The 22330-nt window shown below is 64.7% G+C and carries 18 protein-coding genes; 6 read left to right on the top strand and 12 right to left on the bottom strand.

Features of this window, described 5'->3' with window-relative positions; genetic code table 11:
- Positions 1-312: 312 nt before the first annotated feature.
- The 3 genes from D0T11_RS22670 (at position 313) to purU (ending at position 3994) form a co-directional block, all read left to right on the top strand.
- Positions 313-456 (top strand): hypothetical protein, encoded by a 144-nt coding sequence (locus tag D0T11_RS22670; RefSeq protein WP_182888488.1) that lies wholly within the window; start codon positions 313-315, stop codon positions 454-456.
- Positions 457-974: 518 nt separating this feature from the next.
- Complete coding sequence (locus tag D0T11_RS18450) at positions 975-2663, top strand: SBBP repeat-containing protein (RefSeq protein WP_119657283.1); 1689 nt, start codon at positions 975-977, stop codon at positions 2661-2663.
- Positions 2664-3121: 458 nt separating this feature from the next.
- Positions 3122-3994: a formyltetrahydrofolate deformylase gene (purU, locus tag D0T11_RS18445; protein ID WP_245991016.1), complete on the top strand. Its 873-nt coding sequence runs from the start codon at positions 3122-3124 to the stop codon at positions 3992-3994.
- Positions 3995-4096: 102 nt separating this feature from the next.
- Here the strand turns inward: purU and D0T11_RS18440 are convergent, their stop codons facing one another.
- From D0T11_RS18440 to uvrA, 5 genes are all read right to left on the bottom strand, one after another.
- On the bottom strand, positions 4097-4372 hold the full coding sequence (locus tag D0T11_RS18440; RefSeq protein ID WP_119657281.1) for a hypothetical protein: 276 nt from the start codon (positions 4370-4372) through the stop codon (positions 4097-4099).
- A 144-nt stretch (positions 4373-4516) separates the two neighbouring features.
- On the bottom strand, positions 4517-4822 hold the full coding sequence (locus D0T11_RS18435; protein WP_119657280.1) for a hypothetical protein: 306 nt from the start codon (positions 4820-4822) through the stop codon (positions 4517-4519).
- A 248-nt stretch (positions 4823-5070) separates the two neighbouring features.
- On the bottom strand, positions 5071-6270 hold the full coding sequence (locus D0T11_RS18430; RefSeq protein WP_119657279.1) for a sensor histidine kinase: 1200 nt from the start codon (positions 6268-6270) through the stop codon (positions 5071-5073).
- Positions 6267-7070, bottom strand: a complete 804-nt coding sequence (locus D0T11_RS18425) for an alpha/beta fold hydrolase (RefSeq protein ID WP_119657278.1) — start codon at positions 7068-7070, stop codon at positions 6267-6269. Before D0T11_RS18425 ends, D0T11_RS18430 begins: the two co-directional genes overlap by 4 nt.
- A gap of 239 nt (positions 7071-7309) precedes the next feature.
- Positions 7310-9880 (bottom strand): excinuclease ABC subunit UvrA, encoded by a 2571-nt coding sequence (gene uvrA, locus D0T11_RS18420; RefSeq protein ID WP_119657277.1) that lies wholly within the window; start codon positions 9878-9880, stop codon positions 7310-7312.
- Positions 9881-10024: 144 nt separating this feature from the next.
- Here uvrA and D0T11_RS18415 point away from each other — a divergent pair, with 144 nt between their 5' ends.
- The gene (locus D0T11_RS18415) at positions 10025-10702 is read left to right on the top strand and encodes a hypothetical protein (protein ID WP_119657276.1); all 678 of its coding nucleotides are present in this window, start codon (positions 10025-10027) and stop codon (positions 10700-10702) included.
- 65 nt (positions 10703-10767) lie between these two features.
- Here the strand turns inward: D0T11_RS18415 and D0T11_RS18410 are convergent, their stop codons facing one another.
- Positions 10768-12285 carry an NCS1 family nucleobase:cation symporter-1 gene (locus D0T11_RS18410; protein WP_119657275.1) on the bottom strand — a complete coding sequence of 506 codons (1518 nt, stop codon included), beginning with the start codon at positions 12283-12285 and terminating at the stop codon, positions 10768-10770.
- A gap of 83 nt (positions 12286-12368) precedes the next feature.
- Positions 12369-12632 (bottom strand): peptide-methionine (R)-S-oxide reductase, encoded by a 264-nt coding sequence (locus tag D0T11_RS18405; protein ID WP_317127278.1) that lies wholly within the window; start codon positions 12630-12632, stop codon positions 12369-12371.
- Positions 12633-12726: 94 nt separating this feature from the next.
- Here D0T11_RS18405 and D0T11_RS18400 point away from each other — a divergent pair, with 94 nt between their 5' ends.
- Positions 12727-13320, top strand: coding sequence for a hypothetical protein (locus D0T11_RS18400; protein ID WP_119657274.1), 594 nt, complete (start codon positions 12727-12729; stop codon positions 13318-13320).
- Between the two features lie 162 nt (positions 13321-13482).
- Here D0T11_RS18400 and msrB read toward each other — a convergent pair whose 3' ends face one another.
- Positions 13483-13968, bottom strand: a complete 486-nt coding sequence (msrB, locus tag D0T11_RS18395; protein WP_119657273.1) for a peptide-methionine (R)-S-oxide reductase MsrB — start codon at positions 13966-13968, stop codon at positions 13483-13485.
- A 218-nt stretch (positions 13969-14186) separates the two neighbouring features.
- Here msrB and D0T11_RS18390 point away from each other — a divergent pair, with 218 nt between their 5' ends.
- A complete protein-coding gene (locus tag D0T11_RS18390) occupies positions 14187-14579 on the top strand; it encodes a SpoIIAA family protein (protein WP_147374722.1) in 393 nt (130 codons plus the stop codon).
- A gap of 249 nt (positions 14580-14828) precedes the next feature.
- On the opposite strand, the gene D0T11_RS18385 is transcribed toward D0T11_RS18390, so the two are convergent.
- From D0T11_RS18385 to D0T11_RS18365, 4 genes are all read right to left on the bottom strand, one after another.
- Positions 14829-16634: a DUF885 domain-containing protein gene (locus D0T11_RS18385; RefSeq protein ID WP_119657271.1), complete on the bottom strand. Its 1806-nt coding sequence runs from the start codon at positions 16632-16634 to the stop codon at positions 14829-14831.
- A gap of 163 nt (positions 16635-16797) precedes the next feature.
- Positions 16798-18408 (bottom strand): protein adenylyltransferase SelO, encoded by a 1611-nt coding sequence (locus D0T11_RS18380; protein WP_119657270.1) that lies wholly within the window; start codon positions 18406-18408, stop codon positions 16798-16800.
- Between the two features lie 448 nt (positions 18409-18856).
- Positions 18857-19951 carry a flavin monoamine oxidase family protein gene (locus tag D0T11_RS18370; protein ID WP_119657268.1) on the bottom strand — a complete coding sequence of 365 codons (1095 nt, stop codon included), beginning with the start codon at positions 19949-19951 and terminating at the stop codon, positions 18857-18859.
- 485 nt (positions 19952-20436) lie between these two features.
- On the bottom strand, positions 20437-22170 hold the full coding sequence (locus D0T11_RS18365) for an alkaline phosphatase D family protein (RefSeq protein ID WP_119657267.1): 1734 nt from the start codon (positions 22168-22170) through the stop codon (positions 20437-20439).
- Between the last annotated feature and the right edge of the window lie 160 nt (positions 22171-22330).

Raw genomic sequence — 22330 nt, 5'->3', positions numbered from 1 at the left:
TAGGTGCACAAGCCAATAAGCAGAATGTCCGCCAGTCGGTAGCGGCACTTGGCGGCTTGACGGAAATCTTCAACTTGCAGAAAGTAGTCGCGAATCGGGTGGCTCATGACCCAAAGCTAGCCCCCACCCGGCTTCATGCGTTTGCCCTGCTCTGATGTAGGCTACACAAATAGTATCGGAGACTTGATGGTATCATCAGTATTTACACTTGGTTCAAAGCATACGGAAGTTGCCTTCCTTGAACGGCTGGATTACTACTGGCGGTAACCTGGCAAATAAAACATCATTATGCTTGCCCTAATAGTGTTCGCATTGACCGCTTCCGATACCCAAATTATCCTGTGGTTCCTGGCCGGCGCGGCGGCCCTGCTGTGGGGCAACGCTACCCGCCACCGCTACCCGCCACCGCTGCCGCTACTTGCGTCGCCACGGCCGGCCGGCTACCGGGCTCGTTAGTGGCACCGTCACCGAACCATTCGACCCTGACGATAGTTACGGCCGCCGCTTCCACCCATTTAGCTTCCTGCTAGCCGGCACAATGGAGCTGCTACTCACGCCATCGGCCGCCGCTTCGCTTCCTGCCCACCGTCCGCTTTACCACCCACGTACTTCCGGGTTGAGCGCAATGTGTTCGTGGATAATGGTAGGATCCAAGTAGCAGCTTCATCTTGAGGTGAACGACCAAACGAAAGGTAACGAAAAACGCCCCGCCAAGTGCCGGCCGGGCCTCTTCCGGCAACCACGCGCCGCTACGCTATCCTCCCTAACTCATCCCCTGCTGGTTTACCTGAAGAGTGGCATCGAACCTGCCCCCCCGGTTTCAGCCACCGAAGGATTTTGCTCAGTCGCGGAAAGTAATCGGCGAACGGGTTCGAAAAAGCCTTCATCAGTCTGATTCCCTTATGATTTTATTTGCAAAACATTGCATTAATTTACAATACATCTATATTCAGCAAACCTTTTAACTACCGTTCATGAGACACTTATACCACTTCCTGGTAGGCTGCCTGATTTTGGCAGTCTCCCCCACCCGGCTTCAGGCCCAAACCTGGCAGTGGCTAGCCACCAGCACAGGCAGTGCCACGAGCACAGGCGTCTCGGATATCACGGCCACGGCCACGGATGGCGCAGGCAATACGGTTGTCGTGGGCACGTTCAGTGGCACCGTCACGTTTGGCTCAACAACGTTAGTCAGTGCGGGAGCAAGCGACCTGTTTGTGGGCCGCGTGAATGCCAGCGGGGCCTGGACGCAGGCCGTGCGGGCAGGTGGCCCGGGCAACGAAACAGCCAAAGGCGTGGCCGTCGACAACAGCGGCAACATACTCGTTACCGGCACTTTTACCAGCGTGACCATGGCCTTTGATGCCTTTACGCTCACCAATGCCACCACCGGAGGCACCAGCAACGACCAGGATATTTTCGTGGCCCGGCTGAACCCGGCCGGCAGCTGGACCCAGGCCGTGCGAGCGGGTGGCAACAAGGCCGACCTGGTAGTTGGATTGACCCTCGACGCGGCCGGCAACGTAACCATTGCGGGCGGCTTCAACAGTGTTTCGGCAGGATTTGGGGCTACCACGCTGCCGAATTCAGATAATACCGGCACGAACTACGATATTTTCGTGGCCCGCCTGAACAACGTCGGCACCTGGACCCAGGCCGTGCAGGCCGGCAATGCCAGCACCAGCGAACAAGCGCTGGCCCTGGCCCAGGATGGTGCTGGCAACGCGTATATCACGGGTCTTCTGAGCTCGAGCACGCTCACGTTTGGGGCCATCTCAATCGCCAACTCCGGCACGTCCTCGGATGCTTTCGTGGCCCGGCTCAACAGCGCCGGCACCTGGACGCAGGCGGTGGCCGGGGGCGTAAGCGGCGTGTTCGAGCAACCCAACGCTATTGCGGTCGATGGGAGCGGAAACGCCGTGGTTGCCGGCCTCTACACTGGCTCCACTTCGTTCGGGGCCAATCCGCTGCCGTTGCCGGCGGGCGTTACTTTCGGAGGGTTTGTGGCCCGGCTAAGTGCGGCCGGCATCTGGACCCAGGCCGTGCCGGGTGGCGGCACCAGCGGAACCACGTTTCCCAACGCCGTAGCTGTTGATGCCAGCGGCAACGCCACCGTTGCAGGCCAACTGAACAGTGCTACGGCGCAGTTTGGTACCATCGCCGTGAATTCAACCGGTACGGGCGCTGATGTATTCGTGGCCCGCCTCAACACCGCCGGCACCTGGACCTATGCTTTGCGGGCGGGCACCTCGGGGGTGGATAGTGCGCGCGATATTTTCCTGGCCGGCACTACCGCCACGGTCGCCGGTCAATTAGGTACGGTGATGGCCCCGTTCGGGTTCAACTCGCTACCGATTACGGCCACCACGGCTACGGGCTTCGTTGCGCGCCTCACCGGTCTGGTCAGCAGCAGCCGGCCCTCGCGGGCAACCGAATCGTTGGTACTGCTGCCCAACCCCGCCCATGGTGCCGTGCGCTTACAAAGCCTGGTGCCCAGCAACAAGCCGTTGGCTCTTATTCTCACCGATGGCCTTGGCCGGGAAGTGCGCCGCCAGGTGCTGCCGGCCCACACCACTGCCACCCAGCTTGACCTGACCGGCGTGGCCCCGGGCATCTACATCGTGCGCTGCGGAGCCGCCTCGGGCAAGGTAGTCGTAGAGTAACGCCTGCCTCTTTCTGCGTAACTGACGAAGGCTTACGCTCCAGCCTCAGAGCAGGTAGACGCCGAGCCAAAATGGCCCCAGACTCCTCAGAACGGTCCTACTGAGCTTGTCGGACAGGATTTAGGCAGCAGGCATGGAGCGCCTTTCCGGCCGGTGCACCACGCATTAGCAGGCACCTTCGGATACCTCAGACAGAACCCTGACCTGCTAATCAACGAACGTGGTGGCTCACATCACGGCTCAGTCTTTTCACCGCCAAGGCCCGAGCACTGCCGACCATATAGGCCGGATTGTGCTCGGGCGGCAGCTACCGGGGGGGGTGGTTCGAAGTGGCTGGGGCTATTCCCGGCCCGTGCCCGGCTGACGGCCGGGGGGGGCTGAGCCGGGCCGGTTCGGAGGCAAGCACTGAACAAACGGCCTGGCCCGGCAACCGGCGTACCGCCGGAATCTGCCCGGCAATGCCTAATCTTGCGGCCCCGCTGTTCCGGGTTCCGCTTATGATTCATTACCTGCTCATTGACTGCCCCGACGAGCCCGGCCTCGTGTTCCGGACTTCCGAAGTGCTCTTCCGCCACGGCCTCAACATCCTGCGCAACGGCGAGTTCGTGGAGCCCCACGACCACCACTTCTTCATGCGCACCGAGTTCGATGGCCCCTGCGACCCGGCAGTGCTGCTGCGCGACCTGCGCGCCGCCCTGCCAGCCGCCGCTGCCATCCGGCTGCGCGACGACCGGCCCCGCCCGATTGTGGTGCTGGCCACCCGCGAGCATCACTGCCTCTCCGAGCTGCTGGTGCGCCACTTTTTCGGGCAGTTGCACGCCCAAATCCTGGCCGTCATCAGCAACCACGACAACCTGCGCCCCATCACCGAGCGTCTCGATGTGCCCTACCACCACATCAGCGCTGAGGGGCTGAGCCGCGAGGCCCACGAGGCCGCCGTGCTGGCCCAGATCCAGCAGTACCAGCCCGAGTTTGTGGTGCTGGCCCGCTACATGCGCATTCTGTCGCCCGAGTTCGTGGCCCACTTCAGCGGCCACCTCCTCAACATTCACCACAGCTTTCTGCCGGCCTTCATCGGGGCCAGCCCCTACGCCCAGGCCTACGAGCGGGGCGTGAAAAGCATTGGGGCCACCGCCCACTTCGTCACCGACCAGCTCGACCAGGGCCCCATCATCGCCCAGAGCGTCATCCCGACCGACCACACCCAGAGCGCCCGCGACATGGCCCAGGCCGGCCGCGACGGCGAAAAGCTGACCCTGGCCCGCGCCCTCACCCTGGTCTGCCGCGAGCAGGTGTGCGTGCACCGCAACAAAACCATCGTGTTCGAGTAACCTGATCCGGCCCCGGACACAGCTGCGCCCCACCGATGCCAGGCCGCACTGGTGGGGCGGGGCCGGTTCGACCCCACCACGGAGCCGGCAGCTGACCAGGCCCTACACCGTTTGCACGGAGTAGTGCTCGTCGATGGCTTTGTCCATGGCGCTTTTGAAGCAGAGCAGCAGTTGGGTGCGCTCCTTTTCCGGGAGCTGCTGAAGGGTCTGCTCAAAGGTCATGCGGTAGACGTGGGTCATGAAGTCGGTCCCGTACATGGTAAAGAAGCCGTCGTGGATTTTGTCGAAGGCTATTTTTTCGGCCGACGAAATGGAAAGCGAAAGTGCCAGCCATTCCTTGGCGTTGTTGGCTAAGCTGAGTTGCAGGTCCTGATCCACGGTAGTAGCGTTGTTTTGAAAAGGTTGAAGAAGCGAAACAGCCCCCTTAGCCCCGCCCGGGCAGGGGCCGGAAAGGGCGCGGGCAGGCATCCGGCGCAAAAAACAGGTAAAACCACTGTTCGTCAGTCGGTTGCCCGGCCGCCATTACTGGCCGGCGGCAAGCACGGGACTGGTGGCAACGGGCAGTGGGCCGCCCACTTCGGCCGGCCAGTTCACCTGGCGAAACAGCACGCGCAGCTCGGCTTCCGAGGCCACGCGGCCCTGGAAGCAGTAAAGCAGCTGGCCATTTACAGATTCGAGCAGAGTGAGCTCGTCGTCGTCGTAGAGGACGATGGTTTCCTGGCCGACCTCGCTGGAACGGCTGTAGCGCGCCTGGCCCGCCGGCGAAGCAAAGCGCGTAAAGCCAAAGGCGCGCAAAAGCTCTGCCGACGGCTGGAAAAAGGAGGCCATAAGAAAAAGGAAGAGCCCGAAATGGACAGCACGAAGCCGGAAGCCGGCCAATCTGCCGGCCAGAAGCGGCCGGTTTACGGTAAGGTCCGCATTTACCAGGCAATTTTGGGCCGCCCGCCCATCAGCACGAGGCGGCCCGGCGGCAAAAGGCCCTCCCCGCTCAGCCAGACCGGTAAGCAGCTGATCTGGCTCTTAAAAAGAGTTTTTCAACAGCTACCGTTGAGTTGATTTTAGGCGTCGCGGAAGCGCTAGCGGGGCAGGCAGATGCGGAAGCTGGTGCCCTCGCCCACGGTACTGGCAACCTCTACGTGCCCGCCCGCCTGGCACACCAGGCGGTTTACCAGATACAGGCCCAGGCCCGTGCCCGGCACCTCGGGATGAAAGCGGCGAAAGAGCTGAAACAGCTCCCGCCCGTGGCGCTCCAGGTCCATACCCCGGCCGTTGTCGTGCACCGTGAGCACCGGCGCGCCGTTTTCCAGGTGGGCACTTATGCGCACCTGGGGCGGGCGGCCGGCCTGGGCGTATTTGAGCGAGTTGCTCAGCAGGTTGTACAGTAAGCTGTGCAGGCTCAGACGGCTGATGGGCAGGGTGGGCACGGCCCCCAGATCCAGTAAAAACGCCCCTTTCAGCTCCTCTAGCTGGGGCCGGAGCGCGCTGACAACCTCTTCCACCACCGGGAGCAGGGCTACCACTTCCTCTTCCTGTTCGGTCGGTACAGCCTGGCGTTGCAGCTGCACTACCTCCGTCAGGCCCGTGATGGTGGCCATGATCTGGCTCAGCGAGTCTTCGAACATGCGCACCATGCCATCCGCTTCCGGGTCGGGAAAGGGGGTAGTACGCTTGAGCTCGGCAAAGATGCCGGCCATGTTGTTGATGGGCTGGCGCAGGTCGTGGGAGGCGGTGTACACGAAGTTGTCGAGGTCGGCGTTGATGCGGGTCAGCTCCTCGTTCTGGCGGGTGAGCTGGTCGTTGGCCCGGGCCAGGTCTTCGCCCTGCCGCTCGGCCTGCCCCCGGGCCCGCAGCAGCTCATCTTCATACTTGCGGCGCTCCGTGATATCGAATAGGGTAATGCGCACCACCAGGGGCTGGCCATTGGTGTCGCGCACCAGGGTGGCATTGAGCAGCACGGGTAGCCGGGTACCGTTGGCGCGGCGCAGCAGGTAGCTGATTTCGCGGGCCTGGTTGCGCAGCAGCAGCAAGGGTACGAAGTGGGTTTCGTAGTGCAGGCGTCCGCCCACGGTCAGCAGCTCCTGAAAGCACTTGCGGGCCACCAGCGTGGTGAGTTCATAGCCCAGCCACTCCAGCAGCGTACGATTTATTTTTACCAGCGTACCATCGGGCAGGCAGGAGCAGTAGCCGCAGGGCGCGTTGTCGTAGAGGTCCTCCAGGTTTTCCTGGGTCAGGCGCAGGTCCAGCGGGGGGCGGAAGTGGTCAGGGGGCCGGCTCATAGCTGGCGCTGGCGCAGGTAGTGGCGGATGGCATCGGTGGTGGGGTGGGGCGCGCTCAGGTGCGGGCAGTGCCCGAACGTATCCAGCAGCACCAACTGGCTCTCGGGCAGCTGGTGCTGCAGAAACGCGCCTACTGCTACCGGCACCAGGGCATCGTGGGTGACTTGCAGCACTAGGGTAGGCGTGGGCACCCGGGCCATGTCGGCGCGGTGGTCGGAGAGAAACGTCGCGCGGGCAAAGTGGCGGGCAATGCGCGGGTCGGTGGCGCAGAAGCTCTGGTAGAGTTCCCCGGCCAGCTCCGGCCGGTCGTTATGGCCCATAATCACGGGGGCCATTTCGCCCGACCAGCCCAGGTAGTTGGTATCCATGGCGGCCAGCAGCTCGTCGATGTCCGCCGGCTCGAACCCGCCGGAGTAGCCGGCCTCGTTGAGGTAGTAGGGCGAAGGGGCCACCATCACCAGGGCCGCAAACCGCTCCGGGGCCGCAATAGTCGCCAACGCCCCAATCATGGCACTCACCGAATGCCCCACCAAAATCACCTCCCGCGCGTCCAGCGCTTCGAGCACCTGCACCACATCCTGGGCGTGGGCTTCCAGCGAGGCGTAGCGAGCGGGGTCGTAAGCGCTCAGATCGGAGCGGCCGGCCCCCACCAGGTCCAGCAGCACCACCCGGTACTGGTCCTCGAAGGCCGGGGCCACCAGCCGCCACATGCGCTGGTCGCAGCCAAACCCGTGAACAAATACCATAACCTGCTCGCCGGAGCCGGAAATGGTCACATTATGACGCTTTATGATATCCATTGGGGGAAGCAAACAGAACGGGCAACATGTACACGGCCCTTGCTTAGCGACTACCCGGATAGGGGACTGTCATTCCGACGAAGGAAGGATCTGGGATTACGCTTCCTCAGATTCCTCCCTTCGTCGGAATGACAGTCCCCTATCCGGGTAGTTCTTATAGCGGCCTGCCTACTTTTTAAAGGTAGGCTTTTCAGCAGCAGGGATGAACTACCAACGGGCCAAAAATATCCTACCCTTGCTCAACCTAAGCCCAGAAACCGCCGCAGATAGGGCGCGGTTTTGCTGGTTTTGGCCCGCGCTACTTCCTGCGGCGGCCCTTCGGCCACCACCTGGCCGCCCTCGTCGCCGGCCCCGGGTCCCATGTCGAGTACCCAGTCGGAGGCGGCCACCACGCGCATGTCGTGCTCCACTACCACCACCGTGTTGCCGGCCGCCACCAAGCCCTGGAGCTGGGTGAGCAGCTTTTCCACGTCGGCGGGGTGCAGGCCGGTGGTGGGCTCATCGAGCACGTAGAGGGTGGTGCCGCGCTGGGTGCGCTGGAGTTCGGTGGCCAGCTTGATGCGCTGGGCCTCGCCCCCGCTCAGCTCGGTGGCCGGCTGGCCCAGGCGCAGGTAGCCCAGGCCCACTTCGCGCAGCACCGTGAGGGCCCGGTGCACGGGCGGCTCCTCGGCAAAAAATTCGGTGGCGGCGTCCACGGTCAGGCCCAGCACCTGGGCTATATTCTTGCCCTGATACTGAATTTCGAGGGTCTGGGCGTTGTAGCGGGCCCCGTGGCAGACCGGGCAGGGGGCGTACACGCTGGGCAGAAACAGCAGCTCCACCATCACGAACCCCTCGCCCTGGCAGTTCTCGCAGCGCCCCTTCTTCACGTTGAAGCTGAACCGGCCGGCATCGTAGCGGCGCCGGCGGGCCTCAGGTGTGGCCGCGAACAGCTTACGCACGTGGTCGAAGAGGCCGGTGTAGGTGGCCATATTGGAGCGCGGCGTGCGCCCGATGGGCTTCTGATCGACTTGCACCAGCCGGGTCAGTGTTGAATTACAAAGTAAAAGTGAAAAATTAAGAATGCCTTTTTCAGCGAACAAGTCGTCTTCAGACGCTGAAGCGTCATCCTCAATTTTTAATTTTTCACTTTTACTTTGTAATTCCTCGCCCATCGCCTCCACCAGCACCTGGCTTACCAGGCTCGATTTGCCTGAGCCCGACACGCCCGTAACGGTGGTGAGCACGCCCAGCGGAAACCGCGCCGTGAGGTTTCGGAGGTTGTTGCGGGTCACGCCTTCGAGGTGCAGCCAGCCGGTGGGCTCCCGGGGCACAGGGGCCGGCGCGGCGTTGGTGGCTTGCGCAGGGAACAGGAAGCGGCGGGTCTGGGAGGCGGCTACCTCGCGCAGGCCGGCGGGCGGACCGCTGTACAGGATTTCGCCGCCCTGCTCCCCGGCCTGGGGGCCTACGTCTACCAGCCAGTCGGCCTGGCGCACCACATCCAGGTTGTGCTCGACCACGAACAGGGAGTTACCCGCGCGTTTGAGGCTGGCCAGGGCCGCGAGCAGGGCTTCGGTATCGGAGGGGTGCAGGCCGGCCGAGGGCTCATCGAGCACGTACACCACCCCGAACAGGTTGGAGTAGAGCTGAGTAGCCAGCCGCAGCCGTTGCAGCTCCCCGGGTGAGAGCGTGGGCGTGCTTCTTTCCAGTGACAGGTAGCCCAGGCCCAAATCGAGCAGCACGGCCAGGCGGGCGCGCAGGTCCTGGGCAATGCGGCGGGCGGCTTCCACTTGCTCGGGGTGGGCGGCCGTGTGGCGGGCGTGGCCGGTTTCGGTGCCGGTTTCGTAGGGCCGCAGCAGCTCCACCACCCGCTTGAGGGGCAAAGCCGAGAAATCGGCAATGTCGAGGCCCGCGAAGGTCACGCTCAGCGACTCCCGGCGCAGGCGCTTACCCTGGCAGATGGGGCAAACCGCACCCAGCATGTACTGCTGCACCCGTTTCTTCATGAGGGCGCTCTGGGTGGTAGCGAAGGTGTGCAGCACGTACTTTTTCACGCCCATGAACGTGCCCATGTAGTTAGGCTCCGCCTTGCGCTGCACGGCCCGCCGGGTTTGCTCGGGCGAGAGGCCGGGGTACACCGGCACCACGGGCTGCTCGTCGGTAAACAGAATCCAGTCCCGGTCCTTTTGCGGCAGGTCCTGCCAGGGCGTATCCACGTCGTAGCCCAGCGTCACGAGGATGTCGCGCTGGTTCTGGCCGCCCCAGGCCTGGGGCCAGGCGGCCACGGCCCGCTCCCGGATGGTGAGCGTGGGGTCGGGCACCATGCTGGCTTCCGTGACCTCGTACACCCGGCCCAACCCGTGGCAGGTGGGGCAGGCTCCTTCGGGCGTGTTGGCCGAAAAGGCTTCGGCGTAGATGATGCCCTGGCCCGCCGGGTAGTCGCCGGCCCGCGAATACAGCATCCGCACGAGGTTGGAGAGCGTGGTAACGGAGCCCACCGACGAGCGGGTGGTGGGCGTGCCGCGCTGCTGTTGCAGGGCCACGGCCGGCGGCAGGCCCTCAATGGCCGTCACCTCGGGCACGGCCATCTGGTGAAACAGCCGCCGCGCATACGGCGACACCGATTCCAGGTACCGCCGCTGGGCCTCGGCGTAGAGCGTACCAAAAGCCAGGCTGCTCTTGCCCGAGCCCGAAACGCCGGTAAACACCACCAGCGCGTCGCGCGGAATGTCCACGTCGATGTTCTTCAGGTTGTGCTCCCGGGCCCCGCGCACGTGCACGAAGCCGGAGAAATGGGTGGTTGGTTGCGGGGAGTCAGGCAAGTTTGGCATAAGATGAGTTGAGGTTGGCCGGGCCGGTGCGTAACCGGGCAGCATACTCTCCTACGTACCTGGCGCACGAAAACCCAACCCAGGCGGGCAGAATGGGGGAAGTATCTACCTTGCCACCCTCTTTTCACCTTCCTCCTTTTTTGCGTGAACAAGCTTACCCTCTGGGCCTTTCCCCTGCTGGTTACCGCCTGCCAGCCATCGGCAGACCCCAACACTGCCCACACGGAAAATCTGCCGGCTGCTGCCCCCCTCCTCCCCGCCCCCGTAACGGCCGACACCCCTGTTTCGGCGTTGCCGGCCGGGTTTCGGGCGGCCTTGGCAGCGGGCCACCTCACGTTTCAACCGCCGGCGGGCACTCTACCAACGCCGGTACTGAAAAACGCCCAGATGGATTACGATTACGCCGTGCGGATGCCCGGCCAACAGGTTGAAATCCGCTACGCCATCCGCCCGCTCAACGGCCTGCCAGCGGAAGATCAACAGGGCGAGGATGAAGGCGAGGTGCTGGTTGATCCGAACATGCTCTACTCTTCGCTGCTAACGGTAGTAGCCCTGAACATCTCCGGCGGACAGGAACCTGCCACGCAGGAGTTCTCCCCCGAAACCGTGCAGCAGAAATTCGGAGCCGATTGGGGCGCTACTACGAAAGTGAGTGCGGGCAAGGAATTCGGCCCGGGATACGCCTACTGCCTGGTTGTGGCCCTGCACAAGCACAATGCAGCCGACGCCTACTGCTTCTACCTATTCAACGAGCAGAAGGACTTGAATCTGCTGCTGGATGACCCTGCTGCCGACGTCTTCCATGCCCTCCGGTTTCGGTAGCCGCCATCATCAGGTACCGCAGCGCACTATCATCGTTCCGAAAGCCCCGCCGCTAAAGACGGGAATTAAGCGAGTGAGGTAGTAGCTACTGAAGCCGCAACAACTTCCGCCCGCACCGGCCGGGGCATCAGCAGCACGTACAAACCGCCCGAAAGCAGGAAGCCCACGAACCAGGCGTAGTTGTACACCGCCGCCAGCCAGGGCCACACTGCGCCGGGCGGCACCGCGCCCACGGCCTGCAAAAACCCGGGAATGTTGGGCAGAATGCCAATAAGCAAAGCCAGTAGGGCCCGGTAGTTCACGCCGCGCTGGTAGGCGTAGCGGCCCTCGTAGCGGTAGAGGTCGGGCACGTCGAGCTGCTGGTGGCGCAGCAGGTAGTAATCGGCAATCATGATGCCCCCGATGGGTCCCAGCAGGGCCGAATAGCCCACCAGCCACGTAAAAATATAGCCCGAAGGGTCGGCAATGAGCTTCCAGGGAAAGATGAGCAACCCGATGACGCCGGTGATGTAGCCGCCGGTTTTGAAGCTGATGCGCTGCGGGTTGAGGTTGGCGAAGTCGTTGGCGGGGCTCACGATATTGGCGGCAATATTGGTGGCCAGTGTGCTCAGGGCCACCGCCAGCATGGCCACGCTCACCAGCACCCGGCTCTCGAACCGGGCGGCCAGCACCACCGGGTCCCAGATGGTTTCGCCGTAAATGACGAGCGTGGCCGACGTCACGACCACGCCCACGAAGGAGAACAGCGTCATAGAAGCCGGCAGGGCCAGGGCCTGGCCCATTATCTGGGCGCGCTGGCTCACGGCGTAGCGGGTGAAATCGGGGATGTTGAGCGAGAGCGTGGCCCAGAAGCCCACCATGCCGGTGAGGGCCGGGAAGAAGTAGGCCCAGAACTCGGCGGAGGAGGCAAACTTGGCCGGCTGGCTCAGAATCGGCCCCAGGCCGTGGCCCGCATCAATGGCCCACCAGAGCAGGGCCGCCGCCGCCACCGGCAGGAAAAACGCCTTGAACACCAGCAGCTTCTTGATGCTATCGACGCCCAGGTACACCACGTACATGTTCACGGCCCAGAACAGCCCGAACACCAGCGCCGGCCCGGTGGCCAGCCCCCAGCTGGCCGGGAACACCGCCGGCAGCCGGCCCAGGCCCGGCACCCACAGCACGGCCATCTGGTAGAGCGCGTAGCCGCCAATCCAGGTCTGAATGCCGAACCAGCCGCAGGCAATAATGGCCCGCAGCAAGGCCGGCACGTTGGCCCCCCGCACCCCGAAGCTGGCCCGCGCGAATACCGGGAACGGAATGCCGTATTTGGCCCCCGCGTGGCCGTTGAGCAACATGGGCACCAGCACCACGGAGTTGCCCAAAAAGATGGTCAGCAGGGCCTGCCACCAGTTCATGCCGCCCCCGATAAGGGAGCTGGCCAGCATGTAGGTAGGAATGCACAGACTCATGCTGATCCAGAGGGCCGCGTAGTTGGCCGTCGTCCAGGTGCGGGCGGCGGCGGGCACGGGGGCCAGGTCCTCACTGGTCAGGCCCGGCTGCCCGGGTTCGGTAGCGCGGGTGTGGGTAGCGGTTGGCAGCATAATCGGGCGGGAAAGAAAGCGGGAGCGTTGCCTAAAGAAAGCAGATTACCCGGCCTTTTCACAATCGGGCGGCGGGCCGCCGGCTATACGGGGCCGCCGTTCACCCCGAAACCAGCCACCTGACAATCAGCCGCCTCCACCAGCACCAGACTGGCCGAGTTGAGGCAGAAGCGCAGGCCCGCCGGGGCCGGGCCGTCGGCCGAGACGTGGCCCAGGTGGCCGGCGCACCCGTTGCAGCGCACTTCCACCCGCTGCATGTGGTGGCTGTCATCGAACTGAAAGCGGAAGATGTTACAGGTGGCACCAGGGGCAGAAGTGGGTGTATACAGAAAACGGACTAACCTCACAAAACAGTGTTGCACCAACCTGCGTAACCCGTCACGTTTGCTATGCCGAAGGTGGCTATGCTCCCAGCCTCTTTTCCACTTCTCCTTTCTTCGTATGAACCGCTACCCTATCCTACTTTTGCTTCCTTTGTCCCTACTCGGGAGCGCCTGCTCATCAGATAATACCTTAGAGAATAAGACGCAGGCTCCTTCTATCGACACTCCCGTAGTTTCCGCAACTTCAGCAGTTGATGAGAAGAACGGCTTCCGGGCATTTCACTTTGGCGACGACGTCTCCCAGTTTTCTGACCTAACCCCTGGCATTAGTAGTAGAGAAGAAGGCATTAAATCCTACGGGATGAAGCAGGGGAAAGAAAACCTAAAAATTGGAGATGCCAAGCTGCAAAGCATCGAGTATACCTTTTACCACGACAAGTTGTATCACGTCGATCTGATAGTTGATGGTTCTGATAATCTCGCAAAAGTGACGGCCGCAGCTACCAGCCTATATGGCGAGCCCAGTTCTACCATCTCGGGCAATGGCGTAAAGTGGGAAGGGCAAAAAGTGGAGGCGCGCACACTGTCCGTTCAACGTGGCGGCTTGGCTGGGGGTACCACAGGGTACCTTCGCATCAAAAGCAAATTGATAGAGCAGCAAGTAGAAGCCGCGAAAACCGATGCAGCGAAAAAAGGCAGTGCTGATTTGTAATGTTCAATTACGGGTACTGTGTAGCGGAGCCGGATTAGTCGTCACTGATCTGACGAAGAAAGCGGGGTTGCGGCCTAAAGAAAGCAGATTACCCGGCCTTTTCACAATCGGGCGGACGGCAGCCGGGTTCTGGTAGCCGCGCTTCACCCCGAAAACAGCCGCCTAACAATCAGGCTCTTCCACCCGCCGCAGACTGGTCGAGTTGATGCAGAAGCGCAGGCCGGCCGGGGCCGGGCCGTCGGCCGAAACGTGGCCCAGGTGGCCGGCGCACACGTTGCAGCGCACTTCCACCCGCTGCATGTGGTGGCTGTCATCGAACTGAAAGCGAAGCGCGGCCCGGGTGGCGGGTTGGGTGAAGCTGGGCCAGCCCGAAATGGCGTGGTACTTGGTGGCCGAATCGAACAGAAGGCTGCCGCAGCCGGCGCACACGTAGCGGCCGGGCGCGTAGCAGCGGCAATATGCGTTGCGGTAGGGCGGCTCGGTGCGGGCCTGACGCAGCACCCCAAACTGCGCGGGCGTCAGGCGGGCGGCCCATTCGGGCTCCGACAACTGCCCGCGCCGTACGGGCTCGGGGTTGCCGTAGCGGGCAAACGTAAGCACATCGCGCCAGCACAAAAGTGGGGCGGGCAAGGCGGGCGGCAGCTTCATGGGCGAGGAAACAGCGGAAGCAGGCGGAGTAGTTCAGCAGGCTGCCCCCCGCGCGCTTCACCGGCAATTCAGGAGGGCGGGCCTGCTCAGGCCCCCACCCTGGCCGGGACCGGAAATTGTGAGGATAGCCAATGGGCGCCGCGTAGTTGCGGGGCGGGAAATCCGCTATCTTCCGGCGTATCGCACGTTTGGGCGGCTCTTTCGTTCAGCACCTGAGTATGGAACAGTTATACGACACGCCGCCCTTGTCCATTGCCTACGACCCCTTCCACGAATGGCTGTACGTGGAGTGGCGCGGCCGGCACACGGCCGAATCGGCCCGGAGCGGCGGCGAGCTGATTGTGGAGCTGCTGCGCGCCCGCCCCTGCCACAAAATGCTCAACGACAACAGCCAGGTCAGCGCGGAGTGGGAAGGCGGGGCGCGCTGGGTGGGCAGCGAGTATTACCAGCAGCTGGCCACGCTGGGCATGCGCCACGTGGCCTGGGTGTGCGCCGCCAACTGGTCGGCCCGCAAGAGTATGGAAACGGCCATGCAGTTCGTTACCCGCCCCAGTGTCGTACTCTTCGACGACCTGGCTTCGGCCTACGCCTGGCTCATGCGGCAGAGCTGAGCCAGGAGCCTGGAGTGGTTTCGTGAACGGTGTGCCTGGTCGGTTGTAACGACGCATCCTGGCGTCTGCCCGTTGAACGAAGGCAGCCGAACGGCCCGGACGACGAGACGCCAGGGGGCGTCTCTACAGCGCGGGGTTTACGGTTCGCCAAACCGCTATAGTGCTTGTGGCTTGTGGCTTAGAGCTCGGAGGTTTTTGAGGGCCTCGGGCCGGATTTTACTCTCTACGCGCCCCTCACTTCCCAGCGCCTTAGGCCGCTTTTTTTGCCTTGATGTAGTCGTTTACAATCTGCTCCAGAATTTCCAGGGGCACGGCCCCGTTGCGGAGCACCACGTCGTGGAAGTCGCGCAGGTCGAAGCGGGGGCCGAGCTGCTGGCGGGCCTGCTCACGCAGTTCCAGGATTTTGAGCATCCCCACTTTGTAGGCGCAGGCCTGGCCGGGCCAGGCAATGTAGCGCTCTACTTCGGCCGTGGCCTCCTGCTCGCTCAGGCCCGCCACTTGGCGCATGTAATCGATGGCCCGCTCCCGGCTCCAACGCTGGTCGTGCAGGCCGGTATCCACCACCAGCCGGGCGGCCCGGAACAGCTCGGCCTGGAGGCGGCCCAGACTGTCGGCAGCGGTGCGCTCGAAGCCCATTTCCGAAGCCAAGCGCTCGGCGTACAGCGCCCAGCCCTCCGCGTAGGCCGTGAAGGGAATAACGGTACGGAAGGTGGGCAACCCGGTGAGCTCCTGCTGGGTGCTCAGCTGGAAATGGTGGCCCGGAATGCCCTCGTGGTAGGCCAGCGTGCGCATGCCCACCCGCGAAGGCTGCTCGCGCAGGTTAGCGTAGAACACCCCCGGCCGCGAGCCGTCCAGGGCCGGCGTCTCGTAGTAGGCCCCCGGCGAGCCTACTTCCTTGAACTCGGGCACCCGGCGCACTTCCAGCGGGGCCTTGGGCCGGCGGCGAAAGGCGGGGTCGAGGCCGGCGTTTACTTCGGTCAGGATGCGGCGGTAGTCGGCCAGCACCTGGGCCCGGCCGCTGTCGGTGGTGGGGTACTGGTAGCGGGGCTGCCGGGCCAGCCGGGTCAGCATCCGGCCCACCGTATCGGCCGAAACCGGCCCGGCGGGGCGCATAATGGCCAGCACCTGGGTTGAAATGCGGGCCACTTCGCGCCGGCCCAGGGCGTGAATTTCGGCGGCGCTCAGGGTGGTGGTGGTATTGGTGCGCAGGCAGTGGGCGTAAAAGGCCGCGCCGTCGGGGAATTTCCACACCCCGGCGTCGTTGGTGGAGCGCGGACGCAGGGCCGTGAAGGAGGCAATCAGGGCCTGGTAGCCCGGATACACGCTGGTTTGCAGCTGGTGCCTGGTTTCGGCCAGCAGCTCGGTGCGGGCGGCCGCGTCGAGGTCGTCGGCCTTTGCAAGCTTGGCGGCTAGGGCCGTATAGAGCAGGTTTTCGGTGGGCTCCACGGCCACGAAGGCCTTCATTTCGGCCAGCACCTTATCCAGCATGAAGGTGGGCGGCACCACCCCGTGCTGCGCGCGCACTTGCAGCCCTTCCCGTACCTGCCCAAACTTGCGGCCCAGCTCCGAGAGCCGGTGGTTGTAGTACTCGGCATCGCGGCGGTTGCGCACCTGGTGCACGTCGGCCATAAAGCTCGGAAACTGGTTCTGCACGCCCGACACCTGGTTGACGGGGTAGTTGTCGTAGCGGAAAGCCGCCCCGTTTACCTCGTTGGTCATGTACCAGTCCAGAATCTGATAGTTGAGCCGGTCCTGGCCGCGCATGCCGGTGGTATCGTAGCGGTGCAGGGTGGCCAGGTCGGCGCGCAGGCGGTCCAGCTGGCGGGTGGTGAAGGTTTCGGAGGCGTCGTCGAGGTGCTGGTTGTGGCTCTGCATACCCAGCCTTTCCACCAGCCGCAGCCGGGAGAGCAGCTCCGGTGAGTCGAACATAATCTGCACGAACACCTTCTCGTAGAAAGCCCGGATAAAGAAGGGCTTAAACCAGACAACGTTCACGACCAGCACCAGTAGCACCACCACCACGGCCAGCCCCCCCCTCAGAATAGCTTTCTTCATAGCCCCAAGTAAGGTGTTTTTCTCCAGTACGTTAGCCCCGGCGGGGCGACATATCGGTAGTAGTCGCCCGTGAAGAAACGATAAAGCCCCGGCGGGGCAACACGCCTTGGCCGGGTGTCGCCCCGCCGGGGCTAACGTGCCGGAGGCCGCCGCTTGGGGTTGCCTACGAGCTGCACGAGAGCGTGGCGCTGCCGGGTTTGGTGGCGGCCCACTCGGGGCGGCGGGCAGCCAGGGCCTCGTGCTCCGGCTGCTCATCAAAGGGCCTTTTCAGGACTTCGTGCAGGGTGTGCAGGAGCGTGAGGTCACCAGCCTCGGCGGCCTCAATGGCCTGCTGGGCGAGGTAGTTGCGCAGCACGTACTTGGGGTTGCAGGCCAGCATGGCAACCCGAATAGCGGCCGGCGCGGCGGGCTCGTCGCGCAGCCGGGCCGTGTACTGGCCCAGCCAGGCCAGCAGCGGGGCGTGGCCCTCGCTGCCCGGGGTGGCGTAGGAAACGGCGGCCAGCAAGTTCCGGCCCAGTTCACCTACTGCCGCCTCGTCAGCCGCCAATAACGCGGGCACGGCCTCGGAGAGCTGGCGGAAAAACAGCGTCATATCAGCTTCGGCGGCCTCCAGGGCGGCGGGCAAAGCGGCCAGCAGGGCGCGGTCGGGTTCGGGGTGCTGGTCGGTGAGGCCGAGCTTGGCCAGCAGTTGGGCGTGGTAAGTGACCTGGTAGGTATGCACGTATTCATCCAGGGCCGGGCGCAGGTCCTGGGTGGGGTCGGCCACGAGCGGGGCCAGGGCCTGGGCCAGCTGGGTCAGGTTCCAGAGGCCCACCCGGGGCTGCTGCCCGAAGGCGTAGCGCCGCCCCCCGAAATCGGTGGTGTTGGGCGTCCAGGTGGGGTCGTAGGGCTCCAGCCAGCCGTAGGGACCGTAGTCGATGGTGAGGCCCAGGATGCTCATGTTGTCGGTATTGAGCACCCCGTGCACGAAGCCCACCGTCTGCCAGTGGGCCACCAGCACGGCCGTACGCCGGCAGATTTCGGTGAACCAGCGCCCGTACACGGCCGGCGAGGGAGCCCCCAGCTCGGGGTAGTGGTGGCGGATTACGTAGTCGGCCAAAGCCCGCAGGTTGTCGATTTCGCCGTGGGCCAGCAGGATCTGGAAGCTGCCGAAGCGCACGAACGACGGGGCCACCCGGGCCACCACGGCCCCCGGCTCGGGGCGGGCGTGGCCGTCGTAGAACATGTCGCGCACCACCGCGTCGCCGGTGCTCACCAGGCTCAGGGCCCGGGTGGTGGGCACGCCCAAATGGTGCATGGCCTCGGAGCACAGAAACTCCCGCACCGAGGAGCGCAGCACGGCCCGCCCGTCGGCCCGGCGCGAGTAGGGCGTGGGGCCGGCCCCCTTCAGCTGCACCTCCCAGCGCCGGCCAGCCGTGCCCCCTAGCTCGCCCAGGGAAATGGCGCGGCCGTCGCCGAGCTGCCCGGCCCAGTTGCCGAACTGGTGCCCCCCGTACCGGGCCGCGTAGGGCCGCATGGAGTCGGCCACGCGGTTGCCGGCCAGCAGCTCGGTGGCCGTGCCCTGCTCCGGGGGCGGCGTCAGGCCCAGCTCGGCCCCCATTTCCTGGGACCAGGCCAGCAGGCGCGGGGCCGCTACGGGCGTGGGCGCCACCCGCGAGTAGTGGTAGCCCGGCACCTGACGCGGCTCATTCTCCCAGGATGGGTCGCCGGCCAGCTCCGCCACAAAGGAATTGGTGAACAGCGCGTCTTCGAGGGTATGAGGAGTCGGAATCATGGGTTGTCAGTTGTCAGTTGTTGGTTGTCAGTTGTTGGTTGTCAGTTGGCGGTTGCCGGTTGCCGGTTGCCGGTTGTCGGTTGGCGGTTGCCGGTTGCCGGTTGCCGGTTGCCAAAGGAACGTCATCCTGACGAAGGAAGGACCTTATCACGTGATGTTACGCAGCCGAAGAACGATGTAGGGTGCGGGGCTTAGCTGCGCTGTCCTTCGGTTGCCCCCGCCCGCCGTTGAACGACACCCGTTAACGCGAACCAACGACCACTGGTCAACGGCGGGCGGGGGCAACCGAAGGACAGCGCAGCTAAGCCCCGCACCCTACGACACGGCAACAGTCAGCTCAAAACCAGTCGTGCGTAAGAGCAGTTTTTGCGTTTGCCCGTCCGCCACACCGTCGGCACCTCATCGTTCAACGGCGAGACGCGAAGGGTCGCCTCTCTACCCCGTTCATTTATACGGTTGTTGCTGCCAGCACCTGGGCGGCGGCGCGCTGCCCGGCTTCAATGGCCCCGTCGAGGCGGCCCCATTCGCCGGTGGCGGTTTCGGCCCCGGCCCAGTGCAGGGTGTTGTGCCAGAGGGGCTGAGCCAGGATGGCCGGCCCCTGGAGGGGCACCGAGGAGGGCGGGGCCGCATCGGCGGGCGTGCTGGTGAAGGGTTCCCGGGTCCAGTCGAGTTCCTCGTAGGCCAAAGGCTGGGCGGCGGCGGGACCGAATATACGCGCCAGTTGGGCCACCACGGCCGCCTGCCGCGCGGCCGGGGCGGCCCGGCGCAACGGGTGAGGCCCGGCAAAGAAGCCGAACAGCACGCCCGGCCGGCCCTCGGGCGGGGAGGCATCGTGGATTTCGGTGAGCGGCCCCAGCTGGCTCACCGCGAAGCCCGACCAGCCCTGGCCGCGCCAGAACGGCTCCTCGTACACCACCACGCTTTTCATGGCGTGGCTCATCCAGGTGGGCATTTCGCGCTGGGCAGCCCGCACGGCGGCGGGCAATTCGGGCTCGAAGTGCAGGCGGTGGGCGGCCAGGCGGGGCGGCAGGGCCACCACCACGGCAGCGGCCCGGTACGTGCTGGGCCGGCCGTGTTCTTCCGCCTCCACCGCCACGCCGCCGCTCACCTGCCGCAGCCGCGTTACGCGGGCGTTGAGCCGCACGGTGCCAGCGGGCAGCGCGGCGGCCACCGCCTGGGCCAGCGCGGCGGCCCCGCCCGGAAACCGCAGGTAGCCCGCCGAGCCCGAAGCCTGGGGCAGGCGGTGCACCGTGCCGCCCACCTCGTAGGCAATGGCCCCGGCGCTGAACTGCTCAAAAGGCGCGAGGCCCAGCTCCCGCGCCAAGGCCACGAGGCGCGGGTGGTGCGGCCAGCCCCAGGTCGCGCCCAGATCCACGCCGCGCCCGGCGGGGCCGGCCGGTACGGCCTGGGTGCGCCCGCCCACCCGGTCGCGGGCCTCCAGCACTTGCACCGCGTGGCCGGCCGCCACCAGCCGCCGCGCCGCCACCAGCCCCGAAAGGCCGGCTCCAATGATGATAACCAGGGAATAGGAAGTATCCGTCATAGTCGCAACAACAGGCCAAAGGCCGCAAAGTAACAACCCGCGTCACCAAGTCGGCCGCCTGGCGCTGTTCGGGAGCCGGCCKCCCCCAGAGCTCCCCCCCCTCGCGGAACCCAACCACGTCCGGCCCGCCCCAGGAGCCTAACCGATTTTCACCGGCGCGCAAAACGTGTTAGGTTGACAAGGACCTAACCGATTTTCACCGGCGCGCAAAACGTGTTAGGTTGACAAGGACCTAACCGATTTCCATCGGCGCGCAAAACGTGTTAGGAACTGCTGTTCCGCAGTAGCCCTCCCCCCGGACGGGAGCGACGGGGCGGGGGTAGTAAACGTGAAAAAATAAATTCTTTTACTACCAGACCCAAGGGGTATTGCTGGTAGTAAAAGAATTTATTTTTTCACGTTTACTACCCCCGACAGATGCCTCCCTCCCCCAGATTGGGGAGAGCGGAGTAGGGTGGGTTTTGCTCCCGCTGGGTGGGGGCCGGTTAGGCTTCGGTGGCGGTTTTGCCGATAGTGGTAGCGGTGCTGGCAGTGCTGAGCGAGGCCACGTACTTCCACTGGGCATTGGCGGCCGAGGCCGTGAACTCCACTTCCAGGTAGCCGCGCCGGGAGGCATCGAGGTAGTGCAGGTCGTTGATGAGCAGCTGGTTCGACTGCTCGAAGCCCTGAATGGCGGCGGCGTTGCCGGCCAGCAGCGCCTCAAACCCCGGCGACGATACGGAGGAGGTGGCGAATTCGGCCCCCACCTTGCGGCCGGTACTGGTGGTCAGGTCGCTATACCAGGCGTTGTGAGTGTCGCCGGCCAGCGAGATGAGGTTGGCGCGGGGGGCGGCGGCCAGCACGGTCTCCCGCTCGGCCGGGTAGCCGTCCCAGGCGTCAAGGTTGTAGGGCAGCACGGTTTCCACCCGGGCCCGCTCGGCGGGTGTCAGGGTGGGGTCGGCGGCCAGCAGGCGGCCCTTGATGGTGGCCAGCTGGCCGGCCACGGTGCTATATTGGGCCAGCAGGGCCGGCGTGGGGCCGGCCGCCAGCTGGGCCACCAACACCAGCAGCTCGGCCGGGATGTACATTTTGCCCAGCAGCACCTGGGAGCCCAGCACCTGCCAGCGGGCGGGGTTGCTGCTGAGCTGGTTGGTGAGCCAGGCCCGCTGCTCGCTGCCCAGAATGCTGCGGCCCGGGTTCAGCCAGGCCGCCCCGAAAGCCGCCGCGTTGAACACGCCGGGGCCGCTGAAATAGTCGCCCAGACTGAGCTGCTTCTGCCGGCCTACCAGGCGGGTATCAAGCATGAGCAGGTTGACGAGGTTGCCGAACTCGAAACGGCGGTAGATGCGGGTTTTGTCGGCCACGCGGGCCGGCAGGTACTCGTGCCACACCTGAATGGCGGCCTGCTTGCGGGCCTCGAAGCTCCCCTCGTTGGGCTGGTGGTTCTCGGCCCCGTCCAGGTAGGCGTCGTTGGCCAGCTCGTGGTCGTCCCAAACGCAGATAAAGGCCTTGCGCTGGTGCAGGCGCTGCAATTGCGGGTCGGAGCGGTACTGGCGGTAGCGGGTACGGTAGTCGCTGAGGGTCAGGATTTCGCCGGCCGGCTGGTGGGCCCGGTTCAGGGCGGCCGTGTCGGCGTTGGTGCCGTAGCCCCCCGCCCCGTACTCGTAGATGTAGTCGCCCAGGTGCACCACCGCGTCGGCGCCCGATTCGGCCACCGCTCCGTACACGTTGAACAGGCCGGCCTGGTAGTTGGCGCAGGACACCACGGCCAGTTTCACGCTGCTGATTTGCCCATTGGCGGGCAGCGTGCGGGTTTCGCCCACCACCGACGTGGCCCCGGTGCGCTCGTTGCGGAAGCGGTAGTAGTAGTTCTTGTACGGGGCCAGCCCGGTGGCATCGACCCAGGCGGTATAGTCGGTGGCAGGGGTGGCCGTGAGCGTCCCGCTGGCTTTAATAGAGCCGAAGCCGGCTTCCTCGGCCAGCTCCCAGCGCAACGGGGCGTCGCCGGTTTCGTTGGTGGCGGGCGTGTAGCGGGTCCACAGCAGCACGCTGTTTTGGGTAGGATCGAAGCTGGCCACGCCTTCGCGGAAGCCGAAGTCGCCCTCGTAGCGCACGGGGTCGTTGTCGTCGTCGCAGCCGGTGAGCATAGCCGGTAGCAGCACGGCCCCGCCGGAGAGCAGGGCGGTATTTTTGAGGAAGTCGCGGCGGTTGAGGCCCGGGCGGTTGGCGGAAGTAGCCATACAGGATACATAGGGGTGGATGAGGCCGCAAGCTACCCGCCGGGTATTAGCCCGGTATTACCCCCGGATTATGGAATCATCTTGCCCACTGCCCCCGAACACCCGTATAATCCCCTAATCATCAGTTGTATATATATTCCAAAATATGTACCTTATCCAA

It is taken from the genome of Hymenobacter rubripertinctus (assembly GCF_003583925.1).
Taxonomy (GTDB): domain Bacteria; phylum Bacteroidota; class Bacteroidia; order Cytophagales; family Hymenobacteraceae; genus Hymenobacter; species Hymenobacter rubripertinctus.
This window is presented reverse-complemented; position numbering and strand designations above follow the sequence as displayed.

Coding starts and splice junctions, on each gene's coding strand:
- D0T11_RS18435 (WP_119657280.1), bottom strand. CDS start 4,822: ATGGCCTCCTTTTTCCAGCCGTCGGCAGAGCTTTTGCGCGCCTTTGGC.
- D0T11_RS18400 (WP_119657274.1), top strand. CDS start 12,727: ATGAACCGCTACCCTATCCTACTTTTGCTTCCTTTGTCCCTACTCGGG.
- D0T11_RS18410 (WP_119657275.1), bottom strand. CDS start 12,285: ATGCTGCCAACCGCTACCCACACCCGCGCTACCGAACCCGGGCAGCCG.
- D0T11_RS18380 (WP_119657270.1), bottom strand. CDS start 18,408: ATGATTCCGACTCCTCATACCCTCGAAGACGCGCTGTTCACCAATTCC.
- msrB (WP_119657273.1), bottom strand. CDS start 13,968: ATGAAGCTGCCGCCCGCCTTGCCCGCCCCACTTTTGTGCTGGCGCGAT.
- D0T11_RS18430 (WP_119657279.1), bottom strand. CDS start 6,270: ATGAGCCGGCCCCCTGACCACTTCCGCCCCCCGCTGGACCTGCGCCTG.
- D0T11_RS18370 (WP_119657268.1), bottom strand. CDS start 19,951: ATGACGGATACTTCCTATTCCCTGGTTATCATCATTGGAGCCGGCCTT.
- D0T11_RS18365 (WP_119657267.1), bottom strand. CDS start 22,170: ATGGCTACTTCCGCCAACCGCCCGGGCCTCAACCGCCGCGACTTCCTC.
- D0T11_RS18385 (WP_119657271.1), bottom strand. CDS start 16,634: ATGAAGAAAGCTATTCTGAGGGGGGGGCTGGCCGTGGTGGTGGTGCTA.
- D0T11_RS18450 (WP_119657283.1), top strand. CDS start 975: ATGAGACACTTATACCACTTCCTGGTAGGCTGCCTGATTTTGGCAGTC.
- D0T11_RS18390 (WP_147374722.1), top strand. CDS start 14,187: ATGGAACAGTTATACGACACGCCGCCCTTGTCCATTGCCTACGACCCC.
- purU (WP_245991016.1), top strand. CDS start 3,122: ATGCCTAATCTTGCGGCCCCGCTGTTCCGGGTTCCGCTTATGATTCAT.
- D0T11_RS18425 (WP_119657278.1), bottom strand. CDS start 7,070: ATGGATATCATAAAGCGTCATAATGTGACCATTTCCGGCTCCGGCGAG.
- uvrA (WP_119657277.1), bottom strand. CDS start 9,880: ATGCCAAACTTGCCTGACTCCCCGCAACCAACCACCCATTTCTCCGGC.